A 20887-nucleotide genomic window follows, 5' to 3' on the forward strand; every position below is an offset into this window, starting at 1 on the left:
GGGAAGGAAAGGGCCTTCCCTCCTTTTCCTCCGATCAATGAAACGGAACATCTTCCTCCTCGCCGCCCTCCCCTTACTGTTGCCGTTGTATGCCGGTGCCGAGATGCCCTCGACCATCCGTATCGAAATGAGTGAATTCGCCTTCCGGCCTGCGACGATCCATCTGACGATCGGCCATCCCCTCCGTCTGGTGCTGGTGAATCGTGGCCAGATCGCCCATCAGTTCCAGACAGGGTATGTCTCGGCGCTCCCGGTGGTCCTGGTGAGCGGCGCGCTGCACGAGGAGGCTCCCGGACTCGACGTAGTGCGGTTGGATCCTGGCGGGACTGCGCGGCTGGAGTTTCTGGCCCGCAAGAAAGGCGACTTTGAGTTCTTTTGTGGGATCGAGGGCCACCGCGAAGCCGGGATGCACGGCATCCTCGAAGTGCGGTAGTGGCGCGACGTCCTCGCCGCGGCATACATCCATGATCTATCGCTCGACGGTCCGGCTCCTCTAGGGACGTCGGGGCCCACCTGAATGCAACAAGCCTTAGCCCCCCCGATGAAATCGCATTTTCCGGCAGGAACGACCCACCGCTCCGCCGCATAGAGTAGATCGATTTGCCGCCCGGCGCGTCGCCCACCCTGCCCTCCCGGTTGGAGGCAGGCGAATCCCCATGGGTGCCGCGTCGGATGAGACCATCGAGCGGTCAGCCCACTCCGTTCGCCTCGGCCGGGAGATCATGACCGCTTTGACCAAGTCAGTCCGTAGGCAGGTGATGACATGCAAGGGCCCCGCTGCTTCGCCAGCTTCACCGTCGCCGCCCTTCTCTTAGTCGCCCGCCCTCCGGCGAGCGTGGGGGCGCAAGGTGGGGCGACGCTGACGGTCGCCCAAAGCGGTGCGGTCGCGACGCTTGATCCAGCGGGTCCATCGAACGACCTGATGCACCCCGCGGGGTCAGCGGCCGCATCTCTCGTCTACGAGGGCCTCGTCGGGTTCGACACCGAGATGAAGATCACCCCGGAGTTGGCCTCGTCGTGGAGGGTGGATCGCGACGGTCGAACGTGGATGTTCAAGATCCGGGGCGGGGTGTCATTCCAGGACGGCACTCCCCTTACCGCGCAAGCGGCGGCCATCAATTTCGAACGAGAGATCAACTCGAAAACCAACGAATCGACCCTGTCGCTCTGGGATCCCATCGCCTCGGTCACCGCCCCAGACGCGTCCACGTTGCAGATCGTCACCACAAAACCCTACGGCGCGCTCCTCAACACGTTGGCCCACGGCTCCGCCCTCATCGCCAGCCCGGCCGCGCTGGAAAAGTGGGGCGCCCAATACAAACTCCACCCGGTCGGCACCGGACCGTACGTGCTGGACCGATGGGACGTCGGGACGCAGCTGGAACTGGTCCAAAACTCTCAGTACTGGGGAGGGAAGCCCGGGTTCGGACGAATCATCCTGCGCGACATCCCGGATCCGGCCGCGCGCGTCGCCTCGCTAGAAAGCGGCCAGGCCCAGGTCGCCGAATCGATCCCGCCCGAGAACGCCGACCAAGTGCGGCGGATTCCCTCAACCCGCGTCATTATCGAGCCGGGGCTGGCCACCTTTGGGATGGGGATCAATCTGACGCGGCCCGTCCTCCAGGATCTCCGGGTGCGGCAGGCGCTCAACTACGCCGTCAGCAAGGATCTCCTGGTAAAAGCCCTCTTCCACGGAGACGCGAGGGTGCTGGATTCGCCCCTGGCGCCCGGAGCCGCAGGCTACACCGACGTCGGACCCTGGCCGTACGACCCGCCAAAGGCGCGTCGGCTGCTCGACGCGGCGGGATGGAAACCCGCTCCTCCGATTGGCATCCGGGTCAAGGACGGCAAGTCGCTTGAGATCACACTCCTGACTCCGCGGGGGACCTTCCCACACGACATGGAGGTCGTGGAGACGCTCGCCGACTATCTGCGAAACGTGGGGTTTGGACCCCATTTCCTCTACGTCGACTCCGCGGCGTTTCGGGACGCCCTGTTGGCCCCTCCCGATCAGTACAAGTGGGATCTCGCGTATTTTGGATTCACCCCCGGCAACGGCGACGGCGGGTATCACCTCGATGCCCTCTATCGGTCGAATCCCGACCGCCAGCATCGGCCCCAGATCTGGAATTTTACATGGTACAGCAACCCACAGGTAGACGCGTGGCTTAATACGGGGGACCAGGCTGTCGATGCGCGGATCAGGGACGCCGCCTACGCCAAGGCGCAGCGGCAGGTTTGGACAGATGCGCCCTACCTCTGGCTGTTCTCGGAGGATGTCATCGTCGGGACGCGGGACGTCAAAGGGGTCGACGTCCTGCCCACCGCCCTCACGATGCTCAAGCACGCCCACCCGTAGCCCCCGCCGCGAAGGACCCGAGCGATCCGGCGCGGGGACTTCACGGTCCTTGGAAGGGAGGCTCAGCAGGCCTTCAGGTATCCGTGATCGCGCCCGTATTGAGTCAGAGCCCGGCGCATCGCCCGCCGGCCACGGAAAAGTCGACTCATGACCGTCCCCCGGGGAATGCTGAGGATATCCGCAATCTCCTGGTAGGAGAATCCCTCGAGATCCGCGAGGATGAGGCAGGCCCGAAAGACCTCCGGGATCTCCATCAATGCCTGTCGCACCTCCGCATCCATCAACCCGGCCATGATCAGTGACTCGGGGGTATCGTGAACCACAAACGCCGGATCCTGCCCTTCCAGCTCGTCGACGGTCTGCACGGTACGGGATGACGCCCGGTACCGATCGATGTGCGCGTTGTGCAGGATCCGGAACAACCATGCCTTGGGGTTGGTGTCCGGCTTATAGGTGTGCAACGACCGCCACGCCCGCAGGTAGGTCTCCTGCACCAGATCCTCCGCATCTTGGGGCCGACCGCTGAGCCGCAACGCCGTGCGGTAGAGGGCGTCCAGGTGCCGGGTTGCCATCTCGTTAAACAACACGGCTTCGGGTGACCCCGGAGTGCGGGCCCGCAGCGCCGCCTCCTTCGACCCGAGGAGGACGGCCGCGGACGGCGCGACCGATGTGCTCGCCTGACGGTCCACTTGTTCCATTCGGCTCACCTACTTTCTATCAGCTTGAGCATCGTATCGACGCCCGCCTCGAGGGGACCCCCGTGGCGGTGCGTCTTCATAAGCAAAATGGCCCCTTCGATCTGGGTGACGAGCGCGACGGCAACCCGCTGCGTGTTCATGTCCTGGCGAAACTCACCCTGGGCCACTCCCTCTTGAAGGCACCGGTCGATCGACTGCTCCCAACGGGTGAAAAATTCGCTCAGCCGCCGTCGAAATTCCGGGTGCACCCCGCCCAGTTCGGCCGCGAGGTTGCCGAACGGGCATCCGTAGCGATACTCATCGGCTCGCTGTCGGGCCGCCACGTTCTCGTACATGAGTTCGAGCCGCCGTCGAGCGGAGGTGGTTCGATCTTCGAGGATTCCCCCGATGCATCGCCCCTCGAATGCCTCCGCTTGCTGCCGCAGCACCTCGAAGCCTAGGTCTTCCTTGCTTCGAAAGTGATAGTAGAAATTGCTCCGGCACACCCCGCTGGCCTCAAGGATGTCCTCAAGCGCAGTCGACTGGAAGCCCCTCAAATGAAACAGGGCCCGCGCGGCCTCGACGATCTTCTCCCGACTGTGTTTGTCCCGCCCCATTCTTGGCGCCCGCTTGTGTGGTTTAGATAGGACTGTTCAGTCCTAATTGTACCCGTTCCGCCCTTGTTCGTCAAATTCTTGCACCGGGGGTTCACGGATTGGTATCGTGGGAAAGATTAGTCGGCACCCCGAGTTCGAAGCCCGCCGTAGGAGGCATCGTTAAGTTGGGTAGCGCTGAGATCGGAAATTCGCTGCGAATCCCCCTCTGGGGAGTCGTGGTGCTGACCGTAACCTGGCTCCCCGCCTTTGCCGCGGCCCGGCCAGAACCCGTCCTCCCCGGAAACGTCCTGATCGCAGACGCGGGGAACAACCGGATCATCGAAGTGACCCCGGAAAAGCGGGTGGTCTGGGAGTTCCCGCGGCCTGGGGATCTGGCCCCGGGAGAGTCCTTTTACTATCCCGACGATGCGTTCTTCACGCCGGGCGGACGAACAATCATCACGAACGAAGAGGAAAACCACGCCATCTCCATCATCGACTATGCTACCCATAAGATCGTCTGGCGCTACGGCCACCCCGGCCATCCCGGAAGTGGGGCCGGCTACCTCAACACCCCAGATGATGCGTATCAGTGGCCCGATGGGCGGGTCACCGTCGCCGACATCAAGAACTGCCGCATTCTCATCTTCGATCCGCCACCGGCGCACCACATCCAGAAACAGTTCGGGGTGACGAAGGATTGCCGTGCGGGGTCGGGGCACTTCCTCTATCCCAACGGCGATACCCCGCTGCGCAACGGCCACATCCTCCTCACGGAAATCGGCACGCGCAGCGCGGCGGAGCTCGATCCGGTTTCGGGGGACATCCTGTACCGGGTGCCGCTCCATGTCGACTATCCGTCAGACACTCAACTAACCCACGACGGGCTCTACTTGGTGGCCGATTACAGCCGCCCGGGTCAGATCGCGCTGGTGACCAGGCAAGGAAAGGTCGCGTGGCGGTACGCCCCCCGATCGGGGCCCGGCCGGCTCGACCATCCGTCCCTGGCAATCGAACTGCCGAGCGGCAACTTTCTCATAAACGACGATTTCAATCACCGGGTCATCGTGCTCAGCCGGGCGGGCCAAATTCTCTGGCAGTACGGGGTCACGGGAACCCCGGGCCGGGGGGCGGGACAACTGCACACCCCCGATGGGGTAGACCTGAAACCGGCGGGGTTCTCCCGCTAGCGTCGTCAGAAGCGGGAGGCCCCCCACTCCCCGCTCCAACGATCCCCCAACGACGGTTACGGGACGATGACCCGCCCCGCAATCAACCCCTCCACCGCCTCCCGCCAGACGGAGGGCCCTCTCTGCTCTCCGGGAAATCTCCCGCGGATGCGGCCGTCGGCACCGACAAAAAACGTCTCGGGGACCCCGGTCGTGCCGAAAAGACGGCCGACATCGCCATCGGGATCGCGCAGATTGCGGTAGGTGATACCGAACTGTGTAAGGAACCGCCGGGCCGGCGAGGCAAGGTCTTGGGTGTCAATTCCGAGTACGATGACTCCCTTCGCCCGATACTCCGTCCAGATGCCTTCAAGCAGCGGGGCCTCCTCGCGGCACGGGACGCACCACGAGGCCCAAAAATTGACGATCACGGGATGACCGCGCAGGTCGGACAGCGAGACCGATCGACCGTCAAAGTCGACCAGGGTCACAGCGGGGACCAAGGGGGTATCTCCCCTGGCGAGCGCCTCCCCAATCTCGAGGGACCGCTGGTGGTGCACCACGGCCCAGGCGAGAACGCCCAGCACCGCTGCCACCGGGATGAGTAGGGCCGCCCGGACTCCCCAGGGTGACCGCACGGCAGGAGCCATAGGTTAATGGTACCAGAAAGCCCCTCCGCCCCCCTTCAGTTCTCAAATTGAGAGCAAACTGCTCTTGACTGGGTCGACGCTCCGTGGTACCGTAATTTCCCGTCTCATAGAGCGGACTGCAAGGCTGGGGGCGCCGTCTCAAGTACTTGTGGCGGCCCAGCCCAAGGGCACGGACTTCTCGAGACGGGATGACCGACGGCTGCGACAGCCCAGGACCGGACACTCTCCGTGCTGGGCGGCAGCCGTCTCAGTTTTCGCGATTACGAGAGATATCGAAAGAAATATCGAGTGCTAGCGCGATAAACAGCGGATTTATGCGGCAAAGCCCCTGCCGACCCCTCTTGATCCCCTTGAAAGGACGCTGACCACAGTGAAAAATGAGAGTAGTTAGCACTTGCCCATGGCGAGTGCTAAACTCCACAGAGTTGAGGAGGCCCGGGTATGCCCGCCAAGCTCCTGCTTTACGATGAGGATGCGCGCAAAGCCCTCGAGCGCGGCGTCGAGAAGGTCGCGAGCGCGGTCCGCGTCACGCTCGGCCCGAAGGGGCGAAACGTCGTACTTGAAAAGAAGTGGGGATCGCCGACGATCACGAAGGACGGCGTCACCGTCGCCAAGGAGATCGAGCTGGAGGACCCCTATGAGAACATGGGCGCCCAATTGGTCAAAGAGGTGGCGAGCAAGACCAACGACGCCGCGGGGGACGGCACGACGACCGCAACGGTCCTGGCCCACGCGATCGTAAAGGAAGGGCTCCGGAACGTCGCGGCCGGCGCGAACCCCATGATCCTCAAGCGCGGCATCGACAAGGCGGTGGCGGCCTTAGTGGCGGAGCTCAAAAAGCTGAGCGTTCCGCTGGAAGGCAAGGACCATATCGCCCACGTCGCCAGCATCGCCGGGAACGATCCCGAGATCGGCCGGATTATCGCCGAGGCGATGGACAAAGTCGGCAAGGACGGGGTGATCACCATCGAGGAATCCAAGGGGATTGAGACGACGGTCGAGGTCGTCGAGGGCATGCAGTTCGACCGGGGCTACATCTCGCCCTACATGGTCACCGATGCGGACAAAATGGAGGCGGTGCTCGAAGATCCCTACATCCTCCTTACCGAGAAGAAGATCAGCGCGGTCAAAGACATCGTCCCCTTAATGGAGAAAGTCATGCGTTTCGGCAAACCCCTCATCGTCGTCGCCGAGGACGTCGAGGGAGAGGCGCTGGCCACCCTGGTCGTGAACAAGCTGCGCGGCATCATGCCGTGCTGTGCGGTGAAGGCCCCCGGCTACGGCGACCGCCGAAAGGCGATGCTGCAGGACATGGCCGTGCTGACCGGCGGAAAGGTCGTCAGCGACGACATCGGCATCAAGCTCGAGAACGTCGAGATCGAGATGCTGGGCCGTGCGGCCAAGGTGCGTGTGGCCAAAGAAGAGGCGACGATCATCGAGGGGCGGGGCCCCAAGAAGGACATCCAAGGGCGGATCGCCCAGATCAAGAAAGAGATCGAAACAACAACCTCCGACTATGATAAGGAAAAACTGCAGGAACGGCTCGCCAAGCTCGCCGGCGGCGTCGCCCAGATCAAGGTCGGCGCAGCCACCGAGACGGAACTCAAGGAGAAGAAGCATCGCTTCGAGGACGCGCTAAGCACGAGCAAGGCGGCGGTCGAGGAAGGCATCGTCCCCGGCGGAGGAACGGTGCTGCTCAACATCTCCAAGGCCCTGGACAAGGTCGATACCGATGGCGGGGATGAGAAGATCGGCGTGAATATCGTGCGCCGTGCGATCGAGGAGCCCGCCAAGTGGCTGGCGGCCAATGCCGGGATGGAGGGCGCGGTCGTCGTCGAGCGCATCAAGTCCGAGAAGAGCGGCATCGGCTACAACGTGGCGGAGAATCGGTTCGAGGATATGCTCAAGGCCGGGATTATCGACGCGACCAAGGTCACCCGACTGGCGCTCCAAAACGCCGCGAGCGTGGCAAGTCTTCTGCTCACCACCGAAGCGTTGGTGGTGGAGAAGCGGGAGAAGAAGAAGGCCGCGCCCACCCCGGGTGGGTACAATCCGGAAGATATGGACATGTAGCGACCGGGCAATCCGCCGGGCCATTCCGAGGGGGGCCGACTACCGGCCCCCCTGCGCTATTTCTGCGTCGCTCCGCTGAGGCGCTCCACGGTGCGCGCGTACACCATGCGCCCCATCTTGCCGACCCGGCCGGGCACCAGCACCACCAGGACGCCGTACCTCGGGTCGACGACTTGGACATCGGCGGGGTCGGCCAAGCCCTCGACCCGAACCGTATCACCCACCTGCACCAGCCGCCCCTGCCGATCCAGGACGCCGTGCGCGGTCGTCACCGGAACCGCCATCGCCACTCCCCCTTCCTTCACCTCGATCGGGTAAACCCGCCGTCGATCCGGCGGGCCTGCCCGCCCGCCACTAACTTTTCGAGATGGGCCAGCACCGTCCCCTCCGCCGCCCTCCACAACCGCGGATCCAGATCTGGATAAAGGGTGCGCGCCAGGTCGGAAGGCGTCCGCGCGACCTCCGTGAGCGCGTCGAGGATTTGGCGCTCGCGCATACGTCGGTGCGCCAGATATTCCGCAACCCGCACCTTGGGTTCCCTGATCAGCGGTCCGTGGCCCGGCGCGATGCTCGCCAGGTTGAGTTGAGCAATTCGCTCCAACGATTTGAGGTAGTCGATCATCGATCCGCCGGGTGGGGTCACCTGGACCGTCCCTTGGCCCAGGATCAGATCTCCCGAAAATAACACCCCCGGGCCCTCCCAGTAGAATGCCACGTGGTCCGGCGCGTGCCCTGGCGTGTAGACTACCCGGCATGCTTCCCCCCGAAACGGGAAGATCTCCCCGTCGTGGAGGGGGCGGCCGGTGCCCCGCCATCCCCGTACCTGAGCCCCGGTTTCCCGCGCCAAGCGGGCGACACCCCCCACATGGTCGCTGTGCCCGTGGGTGACAAGGATCAGGACCACTCGCCCGCCGGCGCGGGCGGTCCGTTCGATCACCCGCGCGAGGTGGGCGGGGTCGTCCGGGCCGGGGTCGATCACGACGGCCTGACCAGCGGAATCGATGAGATAGGTGTTGGTCCCAGCGAGCGTGGCGGGCGACGGGTTGGGGGCGGTGATCACTTCAAATGGTGCCCCCGCGGGATCGGGCCCTGGGGCACCCTCTCCACCCTGCTCGGCGCCTATCGGTCCTCCTCGCTTTCGCGATCGAGGAGCTCGAAGCGGGGGCGCCACCGTTTGTCGAGCAGGCGTTGCGCGCGCTCGTGCGTCGCGGCGTTGACACTCAGCCGCTCTTCGCCGCCCGGATCATCGCACGCGGCCACCCACCGACCGCCGCGGCGGTCGAACTCCACCCTGACTCCGGTCATGACGGGGCGTACCTCTGGCATGAGGGGGAACCCCTCCCTGAACGACCCAGGATGGGGTGGCCGAGGGGATTTGAACCCCCAACCCCCAGAGCCACAGTCTGGTGCTCTGCCAAATTGAGCTACGGCCACCACGCGCCAGCATTGTAGCATCAGCGACCGGCGAGCGTCCAGGGCCGGGTCTGAGGGGCGATTAGAGTGGGCATGAACCCAACCGGATCGCTGGGCGCTCGGTCCGCGCATCGATCGAACGGGAGAGTGATCGCCGGTGAAATGGGTTGCGCTGATCAGCACCGTCGGAATGGGGGCCATCTTTCTTGCGGGACTGCTGGCCTTCACATTTTATGTTTCCCGACTGTCCAAGGTCGTCGCGGCTCCGGGATGGTTCCTACCCCATCTCGCCCAAGTCCTCATCGTGATCGACATCGTGATCGCCGTCGGACTCGGGGTGACGGCAATCGTCCTCTTACGCATGCGGTCGGAATAGCTCACCGATCCAGAGGGCCCAGCGCCTCCGCCAGGGCTTCCACCAGGTGCACGGCCGGGCGCCCGGTGCCGTGGAGGATCTGCTGACGGCACGACGCCCCCGCGGCGACGATCAGCGCGTCGACGGGGAGATCTCGAATCGCCTTGAAGAGGGCACGCTCGCCCATCGCCAGCGACACGGCATAGTGCTCCGCCTCGTAGCCAAACGACCCGGCCATCCCGCAGCAGCCTGAGTCCGCCTCCACCACCGTTGCTCCGGGAAGCCACCGAAGCGCAGCCAGCGACGGCTGCGTCCCCACCATCGCCCGTTGGTGACAGTGCCCGTGAAGCAGCACTCGACGCTCGCGGCGCCCCAGGGGAAGGTCGATCCCCCGTGCGTGAAGCTGAACGAGGAATTCCTCGATCATGAACGTTTGCCGGGCCACCTGATCCGCCGCACCGCCGGGGGCAAGGTCGGGGTACTCGTCTTTGAGGGTCACCGTGCACGATGGTTCGAGGCCGACGATGGGGATGCCCTCGTCCGCGTACGGACGCAGCCGCTGCGTATTTGCCGCGGCGAGGGCCTGGGCTTCTTTCAACAGCCCGTTGCTGATCATCGGGCGACCGCAGCATCGGCTCGGGGCGAGCACGACCTCGCACCCGGCGGCCTCCAGCACCCGCACCGCGGCTTGCCCGATCGCCGGATAGTAGTACTCGGTAAACGTGTCAACAAGCAGCATGACCCGTCCGCCACCCGGAAGCGCCTTCGCCGCCCCGTTCGCTCCTCGAGGGCTGCCCCCGCGGTGGCGGAACCACCGCGTGAACCGTTGCCGGCTGAAGGCAGGCAGGCGACGGCGGGGGTGAATCCCGAGCGCGCGATGCAGCAGCCACCGAACGGGGGGTGTTCCGATGACCCAGTTTGAAACCGGCGCCGTGGCACATCCCACCGGCCCGGCCGCGGCGACGTGGCCAAACATCCTCGCCCGGAACGGCACCCCATGGGCCGCATAGTAGTGTGCGAGGAACTCATGCTTGAGCTTCGCCATGTCGACGTTGCTCGGACATTCCGCCTTGCAGGCTTTGCACCCGATGCACAGATCCATCACCGCATACAGCTCGGGGCCGGTCAGTGCCTCCCGTGGGAGCCGACCGGAGATGGCCGCCCGCAGCGCGTTCGCGCGGCCCCGCGTGCTGTGCGCCTCTTCCTTGGTCACCATGTAGGACGGGCACATCGTGCCGCCCTGCGGTTTCCGGCAGGCTCCCACCCCGCTGCACAACTCCACGGCGTTCGTAAACCCGCCGTCGCGGTGGAAGTCCTGCACGGTGTGAATCGCGTCCGCCCGATAGGCCGCGCCGTAGCGCAAGGACGCGGTCATCGACGGCGCGTCGACGACCTTCCCCGGGTTCATCCGCCCCTCCGGGTCGAACGCGGCCTTGATCTCACGAAAGGCTTGATAGATCTGAGGGCCAAACAGCTTCTCGTTGAAGTGGCTCCGAGAGAGCCCATCCCCGTGCTCCCCGCTCATCGCTCCGCCAAACTCCTGCACCAGATCGCTGATCTCTTCTGCGATTTGCCGCATGGTATCGATATCCTTGGCCTCGCGGAGGTCGAGGATGGGCCGGGTATGCAGGAGGCCGACGCTGGCGTGACCGTAGAACGAGGCGTGAGTCCCGTGCCGCTCGACGATTTCCCGGAACCGGCGGACGTACTCGGCGACCCGGTCAGGGGCCACCGCGGTATCCTCCACGAACGCCACCGGTTTGCGAGCCGTCTTCATCCCAAGCAACAACCCCACACCCGATGACCGTATCTGCCAAAGATTGGCCTGGGCCGCGGGCTCGATCGCGCGGACGATCGCCCCCCCGAACCCTCGGCGGCGCATGCGCGATTCGAGCGCATCGAGCCGTGGGAGCAGGGCCTCGGGAGTTTCCGCCGCGTACTCCACCACGATCAACGCGGCCGGATCCCCTTCCACAAAGGTCATCTTCGTTGAGTAGTCCCGCATCTGGCGGGCCATATCCAGGATGATCTTGTCGATCAGTTCTACCGCGGTTGGGTGGGTATCCAAGATCTCCGGCGTCACCTCCAACGCCGGTACAATATCGTCAAAGTGCAACACCGCCAGCACCGTCGCCTGGAGACGGGGAACGATCCGGACGGTTGCCTCCGTGACGGTGGCAAGCGTCCCCTCCGACCCCACCACCAGTTTGGCCAGGTTCCACGGCCCGCCTGGAGGAAATTCGTCGAGGTTGTAGCCGCCCACCCGGCGCTGGATCTTCGGGTAGCGCTGGGCCACCTCGGCGCGGGTGCGCTCAACAACCTCGGGGATCATCCGGTACAGGACCCCTTCCGGCCCCTCTTTCCGCGCCCGGGCGGCCACCTCCGCACCACCGAGCGGTTCGAACGTGACCGCCTCGCCGCCCGCGAGCAGGGCGCGAACCGAAATCGTGTTGTCGACGGTCTTCCCGAATACGATCGACCGCGCGCCGGAGGAGTTATTGCCGATCATCCCCCCAATCGTCGCGCGGTTGCCGGTGGAGGTCTCCGGGCCGAAGACCAGTTTCCTCGGCGCCAGCGCGTTCGCCAGCTCGTTGCGCACCAGCCCGGGTTGGACGCGGGCCCATCCGGCGTCTGGGTTCACTTCCAGGATGCGGTTCATGTACTTCGAGAAGTCGAGCACGACTGCGTGCCCGACGGTCTGACCGGCGAGGCTCGTCCCTCCTCCGCGCGGCAACACCGGAACGCGGGCCCGTCGGGCGATCTCCAGAACCGCCTGCACGTCATCCGTGTCCCGCGGGATGACGACGCCGATGGGCTCGATTTCGTAGATGCTGGCATCGGTGCTATAGAGCACCCGGGACACCGCATCGAAGCGTACTTCGCCGCGAACCACCCGGCGGAGGTCCTCCGCCAGATCCTGCACGAAGGTAGCCGATGACATGGTCACATCACCTGCCGCATCTCGCCGCCGAGGTAGCCGGTCACGGTCACCAGCGCCGCCCCCATCAGGGAGAGCAGGAGGATGCCGGAAGACGGCCGATTCGCTCTTCGCCACCGCCAGAGGAAGACGCCGAGGTAGGCGGCGGTGGAGGCGTACGCGAGCACGCTATGCACGTTGTGACGGAGCAGCAACCCGGTGCCCACGCCCTGTTGCTCCTGGGCGAGCAGATCCGCCCACCCCAGCAGGATGCTTCCCGCCGCGCCGACCAACCCAAGCCCCACGAGCCAGAACGCCATGTCTCGGTAGAACGTCCCCGGCCGCCGCCATCCCATCAGGTCGAAGAAAGTGCTGGCGAGCCAGAACGCGATGGGGAAATGAACGACCGTGGGATGAATCAGCATCCACAACTCCTTCGGCGGCGTATTGCGGTGATCGTGCCTTGTGCTCCGATCCCATCCATCTCGACGTGAAGGTGGATCCTCCGTCACCATCCGCAACATGTTGAACCGTCCCGCGCTGTGCGGTCGATGCGCGGCGCCCTCCCTCAAGGAGTCAACAACGGGATCGCGACGCATGCCATGGCTGCCAACACCCAGATCGTCCGGTGCTCCCGGACCAAGGCGGCGGCCGCCGCAGCGGCACCCAGGGTGATAAACACGCCCCCCAGCAGCCAGGCTCGAGCCAGCAGGGCGGCCCGCGGATCCTGCCCGCTCATCGCCGCCGCAAGAAACACGAACCCGGCACGACTGACCGTGACCTCGAACCCGGCGCGCAAGATCAGTCCTCCCACCACGCCGGCCGCGGTGGCTTTCAGCCAGTCGTTTCCCTCCAGCAGCCCCCGGCCGCTGTCGAGCTCCGGCTGGGATCCCGGGCGCGGATCGACTGGCAAAATCTCCGGGCCGCCCGTGCTCCAGTCGGGGCCCGCATCGAGGGTCCCTCAGGAGTCGCCGATTGCGGCCGGTGCGCTTTCGATCTCCGCTCGCCGATGCTCGAGGTCCTCCAGCCTCCGACGGTACTCGAGTCGAGCAACCACAGCGCCTTGGACGTAGCTCAGCACCACACCGTCCACCGGGCGCTGGATTTTCCGCTCCCGCTCGACAATAATGTCCGCGAGGCTGCTCACGAACTGCCTCAACTCCATGGGCGATCCCTCCTTGGGGCCGCGGCGCCCTTGCTCCCGGCGACGCGCTCGCGTGCATCCCTCGCCCGAGGGTTCTCGCCAAAGGAATCATCTCCTCCGCCCGCCGACCAGGACTGGGCGTCAACCGCCGCGAAGAGGGAGACCATGGACCTCTGCCCGTTCCCCAGGCGGCCCAGCCAGGCGCCGAGGCGCACCAAGGACTTTCCTCTTCCATGAGCCCAGTATCTCCAGGATATCCGGAACCGCTTGGTTCTGGTCAGGCGAGAGAGCTGTCCGCCCCACCGGGGGACGACGCAGCCGTGGGACCAACGATTTGGGACGCGCGACTCGCGTGCGTTCTCATCTTGTTCCTCACCGTGATCTTAATCGGGCCGCTTCTGGTGGGGGACATGCGTCCGCTCCAGGCCACCCTTTTCATCCTCGGTTTGTACATTCTGAAGATCACCTCCGCCGCGGTCTGGTCGATTCGAAACCCCCGGCGAATCACGATGCCCGCCCCGCTCCCCTTCGTTTCGGTCCTCATCCCCGCGCGCAACGAGGAGCGGGTCATCGCCACGACCATTGCTGAAGTCGCCGCTCAAGACTACCGGGGGCCCGACGGAGAGCCGCGGTTCGAAGTCCTCGCGATCGATGACGCCTCCTCTGACGGCACCGGGGCGATCCTCGCGTCTCTAGCGACCCAGTACCCTCAACTGCGGATCCTCACCCGATTGGATGCCCAAGGGGGCGGGAAGGCCGCCGCGCTGAACGCCGCGTTACCTCACTGCCGTGGCGAAGTCATCGTCGTTTTCGACGCCGATATCTTGATCGCCCGCGATTTCCTTCGGATTTTGATCAGCAACCTGGATCCCTCCATTGCCGGCGCCCAGGCCCGCGTGCGGATTTACAATCGCGACCGCCACCCGTTGGCAGCCTGCCAGGATGACGAATTTGCCGCGTTTCACAAGGTGATGCAGCTCGGGCGGAACGCGCTGGATGGCGCGGTTGGCCTGGGCGGCCAGGGGCAGGCCGTCTGGGCATCTGCGCTTCAGCAGGTCGGAGGGTGGCACACCGGGGCATCGACCGAAGATCTCGATCTGACCGTGCGCCTGGTGCTGGCGGGACATCGGGTGAGGTTTTGTCCCCAGGCGGTTGTTTGGCAGGAAGGAGTCACCAGCCTGCGAGGCCTCTTCCGGCAACGACGCCGGTGGGCCGCGGGGAACTTGCGGGTGTGTTTTACATACCTGTGGCCCCTGTTGAGAGCGCGTGTGGTTCTTGGTAGACGGCTCGACTATGCGGTGTACCTGACGAGCATTCTCACGCCGTTCTGGCTGCTGTTGTCCTATCTCGTTGTCAACTTGCGCCTCATCTTCAACGCAGACCCTGCCCTCTCGCTCGCCCCCGCGTATATAGCGATCAGCGCGGTGGCCTATTTTCCTCTGCTCGTGATCGGGCTGTGGGGAGAGGTCACGCGATCACCCCTCGACCTGATCTGGCGCGTCGTCCGACTGTGGGGCTACAGTTTCCTCTGGATTCCCATCGGCCTGGCCGCGCTGTGGCAAACCTTAATCGTGCGCGCACCCGTTTGGGACAAAACGCCACATGCGGGATTGCATCCCAGCGAGCGGTTGTTGATCGGACAAGGGGCGGTCGACGGGGATGGCTGAGCGCCACACTCACGGTTAGCCGAACCGGCCCTCTTCGCTGAGGGCCGGGTGATGCCGCGCGTGTTGGCGAACTACTGGTAATGTTCCACGAGCTACCCGCGCTGAATGACCTCCGACAGTCGTCGTCGCTCGACCCAGTCCCGGGCCCACCGCAGCATATACGAGTTGGCTTCTTCCTGGGTAGAAAATGTCTCGACGTCCTGGGGGGAGATCAGGTATTCGAGCCTTGGCGGGCCGGCTTCCACGACAACCGCCTTCGGCCGCCACCCTTTCCTGACGCCTCGCCCAGACGGCACCCATTGCGACCGAGGTTCAATGCTGTAGCCGTTTCGCTCGATCACCGCTTCACTCATCCAGACATCCCTCCTGGGCGGTTGGCGCCCGAGAGGGTGTGTATACCCGAATACCCCTGCTTCGAGACTCGCGAGGTCGGGCCTTCTCAGCATCCTCGCCCCGGCTCAACGTCCGGCGCCTTCGATCACCTGGTGGTTGACCCGCACGCTTGGTTCGACATGGTGCTCTCGCACCTCTGTCGGGGTTGGCTGCCTCCCGGCGCATCCTGCCGACGGTCATTTCGATACGTTTGCGGATTTCGGTTAGTATCTCGATATGCCGGTGTGGGCTGATTACCCGGAGGAGTCCACCGCGGCGACCCTTGCGGAGCCGGTATCCGGTTCGCCGGCTCGCGATACGCCGGTGTGGGTTGATTGCTCGGAGGGGTCCACCGTGACGGCCCTTGCGGAGCCGGTGCTCGGTCTCCCGGCCTGCGATACGCCGGTGTGGGTTGATTGCTCGGAGGGGTCCACCGTGGCGCCCCTTGCGGAACCGGTCCTCGGTTCGCCGGCTCGCGATATGTCGGTGTCGACTGATTGCTCGAAGGGCTCCACCGTGATGGCCCCTGCGGGACCGGTCCCTGGTTTGCCGGCCCGCGATACGCCGGTGTGGGTTGATTGCTCGGAGGGGTCCACCGTGACGGCCCCTGAGGAACCGGTACCCGGTTCGAATCACGGTGGGTGGGAACGTCCCAGCGGGTGTCCGGGCCGCGCACGGGCGCATCACGATACGGCCCATAGTAAGGGCGGTACTCCGCCCTATAGTAATACCGGTGATACGGGCCGTAATACGGATACCGATAGAATCGGCCGTCGTGGTCGCGTGCCAGCAGATACTCGAGTCCGCCCACGACCGCTATGCCCAGGACGACCCCGACAATTAGGGGGGGAACAGTGATAATCGGGGCAAACACGGGGTAGAATCCGAAGTAGGGTCTATACTCCGGTCGATAATAGTGGCGGTAGTACGGCCCGTAGTATGGGTAGCGATAGAAATGTCCATCGTCGTCGCGAGTGAGCAGGTACACGAGGCCCGCGACAACGACCGTCCCCAGGACAATCCCGACCACGGGCAGCGGTGTTGTAACCTCCGGATATGCCGACGAGGCTGGCGGCAGAGGAGCTGCGACAGCTTGGGCGACAACGTCAATCCGCGTGGCGGTAAATTCGTTGCCGCTGGCAAGCAACCACACGGTTGCAGGAGCACCGACGTACTGCTGCAAAGCGCACAACGGGATGCTTGTCGAGTTGACCAACACCACCGTATAAGGCGCCGCGGCAATCGTGTTCGAGGTACCGGGCCCGACCAACACAACCGTCTGCGCCTGACAATCCACAGCCTGAATGGTGCCCTGGACCTGTACCGAGGATTGAGCGTCGCCGATCCCAGACCACCCCAGAAGCGGCAACAGCGTCCCCAGCAAGAGTGCGGTTGCCCTTCGCATCGCCTACCCCCTCTCACCTCGTGCAGGTGCCGCTGCTTCGCATTGTCCGATTTCCGGTTCCGCCCGAGACGCCCGAGACCGTCAAAAGCTGGATCGATTCGACAGTAGTTTACCAGCCAGTTTCGAAGAACTTGTGAAGAACTTGTGAAGGCCCGCGCCGCCGATAAAATTCATCTTTTCGGAGGAGAGTCGGTGGTTCTCGCAAGGTGTAATCTGGGTGCACAAACAGTTCAAATGGGGCAGCGCATCACACACCGGAATCAGGTCGATGTCACCGTGGTGGTGACCCCCCCGAGGGCCCGCAACCAGCTCGTATTCGTGCGGCGAGAGCCCTGCTGAAACGAGTGGACGTAGCGGCGTGCCTTCCCTCAAAGAGAGCACCAGCATGCTACCTCCCGCCCCTGATGTGGGTGTGCTCGTGGAATGGGGAAAACGCTTTATGCGCAGCATCGCGACGACCGCATCCCTGAACGAGTCGAATGCCCGCTGACCTCCCTGTGGCCCCCCGGAGCGGCAGGCCGCTAGTCAGCGCGATCGTGCCAACGCGCAACAGGGCCGCTCTCCTGGTTGGCGCACTGGACTCAATCTATGCACAGAACGGCATCGGCGACCAGTTCGATATCGAAGTTATCGTCGTGGACGACGCCTCGACAGATTCCACGCCGGAGGTCGTGGGGCGTTTCCCCGAAGCCCGCTACATTCGACTCCCCGCGTGCAGGGGGGCGTCGGCGGCCCGAAATCTAGGGATCGCCGCCGGAAGGGGGGCATTTATCGCATTTCTGGATGACGATGACATATGGCTCCCGCATCGACTGAGCGCGCAAGTCCCCATCCTGGAGAGCCGTTTGGAGGCCGGAGCGGTTTACAGCCAGGCTCGCATTCAGGAAGGGACGGAGGAGATTCTGTGGCCGGACGCACGCCGCGCGGTTTCCGGTCAGATCTTCGGTGCGTTGTTGCGTGAGGACTTTCTCAGTGTGCCGTGCATACTCGTGCGTCGCCGAGCCTTCGAAGTGTGCGGTCTTTTTGACGAAACCCTCGAAACGGCCGAAGACTGGGACATGTGGCTGCGGTTGAGCTCTCGCCTTCCATTTCTGTACGTCCAGGGGCCCGTCGCGGTGGTCCGGCAATCTTCGGATGGGAAGCATTTCAGCGCCGTCGCGAGTGGGCGATATGGACCGACGATCCAACGGATCGTGGAAAGAGCCCTTGCGACACTCCCCGACACCGGGGCGCGTGCCAGCATGAAACGAGAGGTGCGGGCCCGGGTGGAAATGACCATCGGCGAACGCCTCTCGCACATCGGCCAGCACGAGGCGGCTCGACCGCACCTCTTGGCGGCACTGCAACTCTGCCCTTCCCTGCCCGGCGACCCGGCGGTTCGGCTCACGGTATCTCGGATTGCCAGCCGCCTTGCGCTTGCGTCTTCCTCCCCGCTGCCCACCACCCGGACGCTCTGCCAAGAGGTGAATCATTTCACCGCCAGACAGGGCTTCATCGGGTGTCTCCGGGCGAGAAGGTTGATCGCACACATATGGAGCGACGTCGCGGTCGGCCTCAGCGAAGGGCGGGGGGGGCAGGTCGACCCTCGATTGGTCGGGTCCGCGGTGGCGGAGGCCATCTGGCATAACCCCTCGCTGCTCAGGAAGACGAACTGGGTGAGACTCGTGTGCTCGTCGCGGTGATGTACCGTCGCGGTCACGCCGCGGCGGCCAGGGAGGAATTACGACCGCAGCGACCCCACCGCAGGGATACGGGGTGCCAGGGGGCCTTGTGAAGGAATCGATAATCCTTTGCTATCACCATATCGTTGAAGCGATCCCCGCGGATCCGTTGGACATCCTGAACCGCTTTCGCGTCTACGTGGAGGCGCGGCGATTCCGGCAGCAGATGGAAATCCTTGCCCGCCGGTATTCCATTGTTCCCCTCGATCAGTTCCTGACCCGCCTTGCCGCTGGAACCCCGCGTGGGGGTCTCGCAGCGGTGACGCTCGATGACGGATATGCGGATAACTATTGGTTCGCGTTCCCCATACTCGAACGCCTCGGCGTCCCCGCGACGATTTTCCTTGCCACGGGGTATATCGAACACCAGGTGCCGTTCTGGTGGGATCGGCTTTCCGGGTTTTTCTGCGCGAAAGCCGGTGGAACCCTGTCCGCCTCCGCCTCCCTCGGGAGCGTGGAGCTCCGCACGCCGGACCACCTTCGCCGGGCCCACTTCGCACTGCGCGAGCGATTGTGCGCCCTCGACGGCGCAGCGAGAAACCGGCTGCTCGACACCTTGGGCGCGGAAAGCGGACCATCGGGCAGCCGCCCGCTGACCTGGCGAGAGGTCAGCACGATGAGCCGCCGGGGCGTCGGCTTCGGTGCCCACTCGGAGTGGCACTCGTCCCTCATCGCGCTTCCCCCCCCCCAACTTCGGGAGGACATCACCGCCTCCCGGGACCGCATCGCCGTCCACCTCGGCGGAGAGCCGACGGCTTTTGCGTACCCTCATGGGGACGTGGACGCGCGGGTCAGGAATGAGGTCGCCGCCGCCGGGTTCTTGGGGTCTGTCACGATCCGACCCGAAATGTGCACGGCTACTTGCGACCGCTACCTTCTCCCGCGGGTATCAGTGGGAAACCACAACCGCACCAACTTTGCCAGACTCTTGGATACGCTGGAGGGGGCGGCGCACAACGCGCACGCCCCCACCGTAACGGCTCTAAAACGAATCCTTCCCGGTCCTGTGTGGTCCGCGGGAAGGCGCGTCTCTCGAGCTCTTGGCAGCATCCGCAGAAACGCGCATTGACGCCAACGGGTCCTTGCGGTCGCGTCCGCCGAGGCGCGCCTCCGTCTTCACACCTGGTTCGTCCGCCCGTCCCGGGTGCTACTGAAATTTATCGGGAAACTGCTTGGCGATCCCTTCGGCGAGAGCGTCGCTAATCGTATAAATGTGCTTGACCATGGGATCCCACATATCCGCTTCGCCCGACCAATCCTTCTTCGTGGTTGCCTCGATGGACATGATGTGCTGCTGCGCATGCGTCACCAAGAGGCCGTACACGGTCGCCTTGGGCAGGTTCGGGTTCGCTGAACTCACAAACGCGGCGATCTCGGTCGCATTCTTCGTCAGCTGATCGACAGCGGCTTTCTTCTGGGCGGCGCTGCCCTTGAAGTTATTGGTAAACGCGGCACGCATGTACGCCTTTACCCCCGAGTAGTGCCCCACGAACAACGTGGCGAATTTATCGCCCGCCGCCTGTCCATAGAACGGGGCAATCGATTCTCCGATCGCCTTGGCATTCTTCATGCCATATTCGTCCGCCTCGCTGATAGCGCCCTTTTCCCCGAGCCGCGTCGAGACCACAAGATCGCGCACCCAGAAAATATGGTTGATGTAGAGGTCGCGGAGGGCCATCTTCAACTCGGCGACCTTTGCGGGATTCGGCATCGCCGATTGGCTCCGGGCCGGGGGCACCGTCCAGGCGAACAGAACACTGATTACAACAAGACCGCTGAGCACCGATCGCATTTTCCGCATCATGCGTCCCCCTTCTCTGATTCTCCAGTCCGGTTCTTCTTCATGGCTAATAGCCGTACGATGATTTCGAGACGCTTACTGGATACTGAACCACGGCAGAGGGGTCATCCCCTGTCGCCCGGACCTTTACCGAAAACGTCCCCGGCTTCACCGTCGAGGACGCTTTCACAGTCATCGTGCTCGTGAACGTTGGGTTGCCGGACGCCGGAACGAAGCCGATTGCCAATCCGGCAGGCACGCTCGTGGCCTCGAGGTTCGTCCCCCAAGACTTCCCCGAGCTGAGGGTGAGGGTGACCTTGGCCGAAGCCGACTTCCCCGCCGCGACGGTGAGACTCTTGGGTTCCAGCGTTAAGACGGACGTGCCCATTCCTCCACCATAATCTTGGCCCGAGGCCCATGGATGAAAACCACCCCAGGGGGAGAGGACTACCCCCGCGGCGACAAGAACCACTCCGACGACCCATAATCTTCTCATGCTCGTCTCCGCGTTGCAGTATTTGCTTCTCTTCTTACTCCTTCGCTGTCACGATTTTGTCAACAGGCAGTTAACTCTGACATGACTTGGAAC

The 20887-nt window shown here is 64.2% G+C and carries 21 protein-coding genes and 1 tRNA gene; 8 read left to right on the plus strand and 14 right to left on the minus strand.

Annotated features, from left to right (window positions below; all coding sequences use genetic code 11):
• Positions 1–37: 37 nt before the first annotated feature.
• Both VKV57_13365 and VKV57_13370 read left to right on the plus strand, forming a co-directional pair.
• On the plus strand, positions 38–433 hold the full coding sequence (locus tag VKV57_13365) for a cupredoxin domain-containing protein (GenBank protein HLW60894.1): 396 nt from the start codon (positions 38–40) through the stop codon (positions 431–433).
• Positions 434–763: 330 nt separating this feature from the next.
• On the plus strand, positions 764–2359 hold the full coding sequence (locus tag VKV57_13370) for an ABC transporter substrate-binding protein (GenBank protein HLW60895.1): 1596 nt from the start codon (positions 764–766) through the stop codon (positions 2357–2359).
• A gap of 62 nt (positions 2360–2421) precedes the next feature.
• Here the strand turns inward: VKV57_13370 and VKV57_13375 are convergent, their stop codons facing one another.
• Both VKV57_13375 and VKV57_13380 read right to left on the minus strand, forming a co-directional pair.
• The gene (locus VKV57_13375; protein ID HLW60896.1) at positions 2422–3057 is read right to left on the minus strand and encodes a sigma-70 family RNA polymerase sigma factor; all 636 of its coding nucleotides are present in this window, start codon (positions 3055–3057) and stop codon (positions 2422–2424) included.
• Between the two features lie 5 nt (positions 3058–3062).
• Positions 3063–3653, minus strand: coding sequence for a TetR family transcriptional regulator C-terminal domain-containing protein (locus tag VKV57_13380; protein ID HLW60897.1), 591 nt, complete (start codon positions 3651–3653; stop codon positions 3063–3065).
• A 218-nt stretch (positions 3654–3871) separates the two neighbouring features.
• Here VKV57_13380 and VKV57_13385 point away from each other — a divergent pair, with 218 nt between their 5' ends.
• The gene (locus tag VKV57_13385; protein ID HLW60898.1) at positions 3872–4822 is read left to right on the plus strand and encodes a PQQ-binding-like beta-propeller repeat protein; all 951 of its coding nucleotides are present in this window, start codon (positions 3872–3874) and stop codon (positions 4820–4822) included.
• Positions 4823–4878: 56 nt separating this feature from the next.
• Here the strand turns inward: VKV57_13385 and VKV57_13390 are convergent, their stop codons facing one another.
• The gene (locus tag VKV57_13390; protein HLW60899.1) at positions 4879–5439 is read right to left on the minus strand and encodes a redoxin domain-containing protein; all 561 of its coding nucleotides are present in this window, start codon (positions 5437–5439) and stop codon (positions 4879–4881) included.
• Between the two features lie 453 nt (positions 5440–5892).
• On the opposite strand from VKV57_13390, the gene groL reads away from it, so the two are divergent.
• Complete coding sequence (groL, locus tag VKV57_13395) at positions 5893–7524, plus strand: chaperonin GroEL (GenBank protein HLW60900.1); 1632 nt, start codon at positions 5893–5895, stop codon at positions 7522–7524.
• A gap of 56 nt (positions 7525–7580) precedes the next feature.
• On the opposite strand, the gene VKV57_13400 is transcribed toward groL, so the two are convergent.
• The 4 genes from VKV57_13400 to VKV57_13415 all read right to left on the minus strand — a co-directional run bounded on the left by VKV57_13400 (position 7581) and on the right by VKV57_13415 (position 8958).
• Positions 7581–7808, minus strand: a complete 228-nt coding sequence (locus VKV57_13400; GenBank protein ID HLW60901.1) for a hypothetical protein — start codon at positions 7806–7808, stop codon at positions 7581–7583.
• Positions 7809–7825: 17 nt separating this feature from the next.
• On the minus strand, positions 7826–8584 hold the full coding sequence (locus VKV57_13405; GenBank protein HLW60902.1) for an MBL fold metallo-hydrolase: 759 nt from the start codon (positions 8582–8584) through the stop codon (positions 7826–7828).
• A 59-nt stretch (positions 8585–8643) separates the two neighbouring features.
• A complete protein-coding gene (locus VKV57_13410; GenBank protein HLW60903.1) occupies positions 8644–8850 on the minus strand; it encodes a hypothetical protein in 207 nt (68 codons plus the stop codon).
• 31 nt (positions 8851–8881) lie between these two features.
• Positions 8882–8958, minus strand: a tRNA-His gene (locus VKV57_13415).
• Between the two features lie 136 nt (positions 8959–9094).
• On the opposite strand from VKV57_13415, the gene VKV57_13420 reads away from it, so the two are divergent.
• Positions 9095–9313 carry a hypothetical protein gene (locus VKV57_13420; GenBank protein ID HLW60904.1) on the plus strand — a complete coding sequence of 73 codons (219 nt, stop codon included), beginning with the start codon at positions 9095–9097 and terminating at the stop codon, positions 9311–9313.
• A 1-nt stretch (position 9314) separates the two neighbouring features.
• On the opposite strand, the gene VKV57_13425 is transcribed toward VKV57_13420, so the two are convergent.
• The 4 genes from VKV57_13425 to VKV57_13440 all read right to left on the minus strand — a co-directional run bounded on the left by VKV57_13425 (position 9315) and on the right by VKV57_13440 (position 13374).
• Positions 9315–12233, minus strand: coding sequence for an FAD-linked oxidase C-terminal domain-containing protein (locus VKV57_13425; protein HLW60905.1), 2919 nt, complete (start codon positions 12231–12233; stop codon positions 9315–9317).
• A gap of 2 nt (positions 12234–12235) precedes the next feature.
• Positions 12236–12634, minus strand: a complete 399-nt coding sequence (locus tag VKV57_13430; protein HLW60906.1) for a DUF2231 domain-containing protein — start codon at positions 12632–12634, stop codon at positions 12236–12238.
• A 143-nt stretch (positions 12635–12777) separates the two neighbouring features.
• The gene (locus VKV57_13435; GenBank protein ID HLW60907.1) at positions 12778–13122 is read right to left on the minus strand and encodes a hypothetical protein; all 345 of its coding nucleotides are present in this window, start codon (positions 13120–13122) and stop codon (positions 12778–12780) included.
• 48 nt (positions 13123–13170) lie between these two features.
• Entirely contained in the window at positions 13171–13374 is a 204-nt protein-coding gene (locus tag VKV57_13440) for a hypothetical protein (GenBank protein HLW60908.1), read from the minus strand.
• Between the two features lie 299 nt (positions 13375–13673).
• Between VKV57_13440 and VKV57_13445 the strand changes: the two genes are divergently transcribed.
• Positions 13674–15020 carry a glycosyltransferase gene (locus tag VKV57_13445; GenBank protein HLW60909.1) on the plus strand — a complete coding sequence of 449 codons (1347 nt, stop codon included), beginning with the start codon at positions 13674–13676 and terminating at the stop codon, positions 15018–15020.
• A gap of 92 nt (positions 15021–15112) precedes the next feature.
• Here the strand turns inward: VKV57_13445 and VKV57_13450 are convergent, their stop codons facing one another.
• The gene (locus VKV57_13450; GenBank protein ID HLW60910.1) at positions 15113–15373 is read right to left on the minus strand and encodes a hypothetical protein; all 261 of its coding nucleotides are present in this window, start codon (positions 15371–15373) and stop codon (positions 15113–15115) included.
• Positions 15374–17333: 1960 nt separating this feature from the next.
• On the opposite strand from VKV57_13450, the gene VKV57_13455 reads away from it, so the two are divergent.
• Both VKV57_13455 and VKV57_13460 read left to right on the plus strand, forming a co-directional pair.
• Positions 17334–18479 (plus strand): glycosyltransferase family A protein, encoded by a 1146-nt coding sequence (locus tag VKV57_13455; GenBank protein ID HLW60911.1) that lies wholly within the window; start codon positions 17334–17336, stop codon positions 18477–18479.
• Positions 18480–18567: 88 nt separating this feature from the next.
• The gene (locus VKV57_13460) at positions 18568–19587 is read left to right on the plus strand and encodes a polysaccharide deacetylase family protein (protein ID HLW60912.1); all 1020 of its coding nucleotides are present in this window, start codon (positions 18568–18570) and stop codon (positions 19585–19587) included.
• Between the two features lie 78 nt (positions 19588–19665).
• Here the strand turns inward: VKV57_13460 and VKV57_13465 are convergent, their stop codons facing one another.
• Positions 19666–20322 (minus strand): hypothetical protein, encoded by a 657-nt coding sequence (locus VKV57_13465; protein ID HLW60913.1) that lies wholly within the window; start codon positions 20320–20322, stop codon positions 19666–19668.
• A 43-nt stretch (positions 20323–20365) separates the two neighbouring features.
• Positions 20366–20686: a hypothetical protein gene (locus VKV57_13470; GenBank protein ID HLW60914.1), complete on the minus strand. Its 321-nt coding sequence runs from the start codon at positions 20684–20686 to the stop codon at positions 20366–20368.
• Positions 20687–20887 lie beyond the last annotated feature (201 nt).

This window comes from bacterium, from assembly GCA_035307765.1.
In the GTDB taxonomy this organism is placed as follows: Bacteria; Sysuimicrobiota; Sysuimicrobiia; order Sysuimicrobiales; family Segetimicrobiaceae; genus Segetimicrobium.

Excerpts from the sequence above, each read along its gene's own strand:
- VKV57_13400 (HLW60901.1), bottom strand. The coding sequence starts at position 7,808 with ATGGCGGTTCCGGTGACGACCGCGCACGGCGTCCTGGATCGGCAGGGG.
- VKV57_13450 (HLW60910.1), bottom strand. The coding sequence starts at position 15,373 with ATGAGTGAAGCGGTGATCGAGCGAAACGGCTACAGCATTGAACCTCGG.
- VKV57_13465 (HLW60913.1), bottom strand. The coding sequence starts at position 20,322 with ATGATGCGGAAAATGCGATCGGTGCTCAGCGGTCTTGTTGTAATCAGT.
- VKV57_13365 (HLW60894.1), top strand. The coding sequence starts at position 38 with ATGAAACGGAACATCTTCCTCCTCGCCGCCCTCCCCTTACTGTTGCCG.
- VKV57_13380 (HLW60897.1), bottom strand. The coding sequence starts at position 3,653 with ATGGGGCGGGACAAACACAGTCGGGAGAAGATCGTCGAGGCCGCGCGG.
- VKV57_13370 (HLW60895.1), top strand. The coding sequence starts at position 764 with ATGCAAGGGCCCCGCTGCTTCGCCAGCTTCACCGTCGCCGCCCTTCTC.
- VKV57_13430 (HLW60906.1), bottom strand. The coding sequence starts at position 12,634 with ATGCTGATTCATCCCACGGTCGTTCATTTCCCCATCGCGTTCTGGCTC.
- VKV57_13410 (HLW60903.1), bottom strand. The coding sequence starts at position 8,850 with ATGCCAGAGGTACGCCCCGTCATGACCGGAGTCAGGGTGGAGTTCGAC.
- VKV57_13425 (HLW60905.1), bottom strand. The coding sequence starts at position 12,233 with ATGTCATCGGCTACCTTCGTGCAGGATCTGGCGGAGGACCTCCGCCGG.
- VKV57_13375 (HLW60896.1), bottom strand. The coding sequence starts at position 3,057 with ATGGAACAAGTGGACCGTCAGGCGAGCACATCGGTCGCGCCGTCCGCG.
- VKV57_13440 (HLW60908.1), bottom strand. The coding sequence starts at position 13,374 with ATGGAGTTGAGGCAGTTCGTGAGCAGCCTCGCGGACATTATTGTCGAG.
- groL (HLW60900.1), top strand. The coding sequence starts at position 5,893 with ATGCCCGCCAAGCTCCTGCTTTACGATGAGGATGCGCGCAAAGCCCTC.
- VKV57_13470 (HLW60914.1), bottom strand. The coding sequence starts at position 20,686 with ATGGGCACGTCCGTCTTAACGCTGGAACCCAAGAGTCTCACCGTCGCG.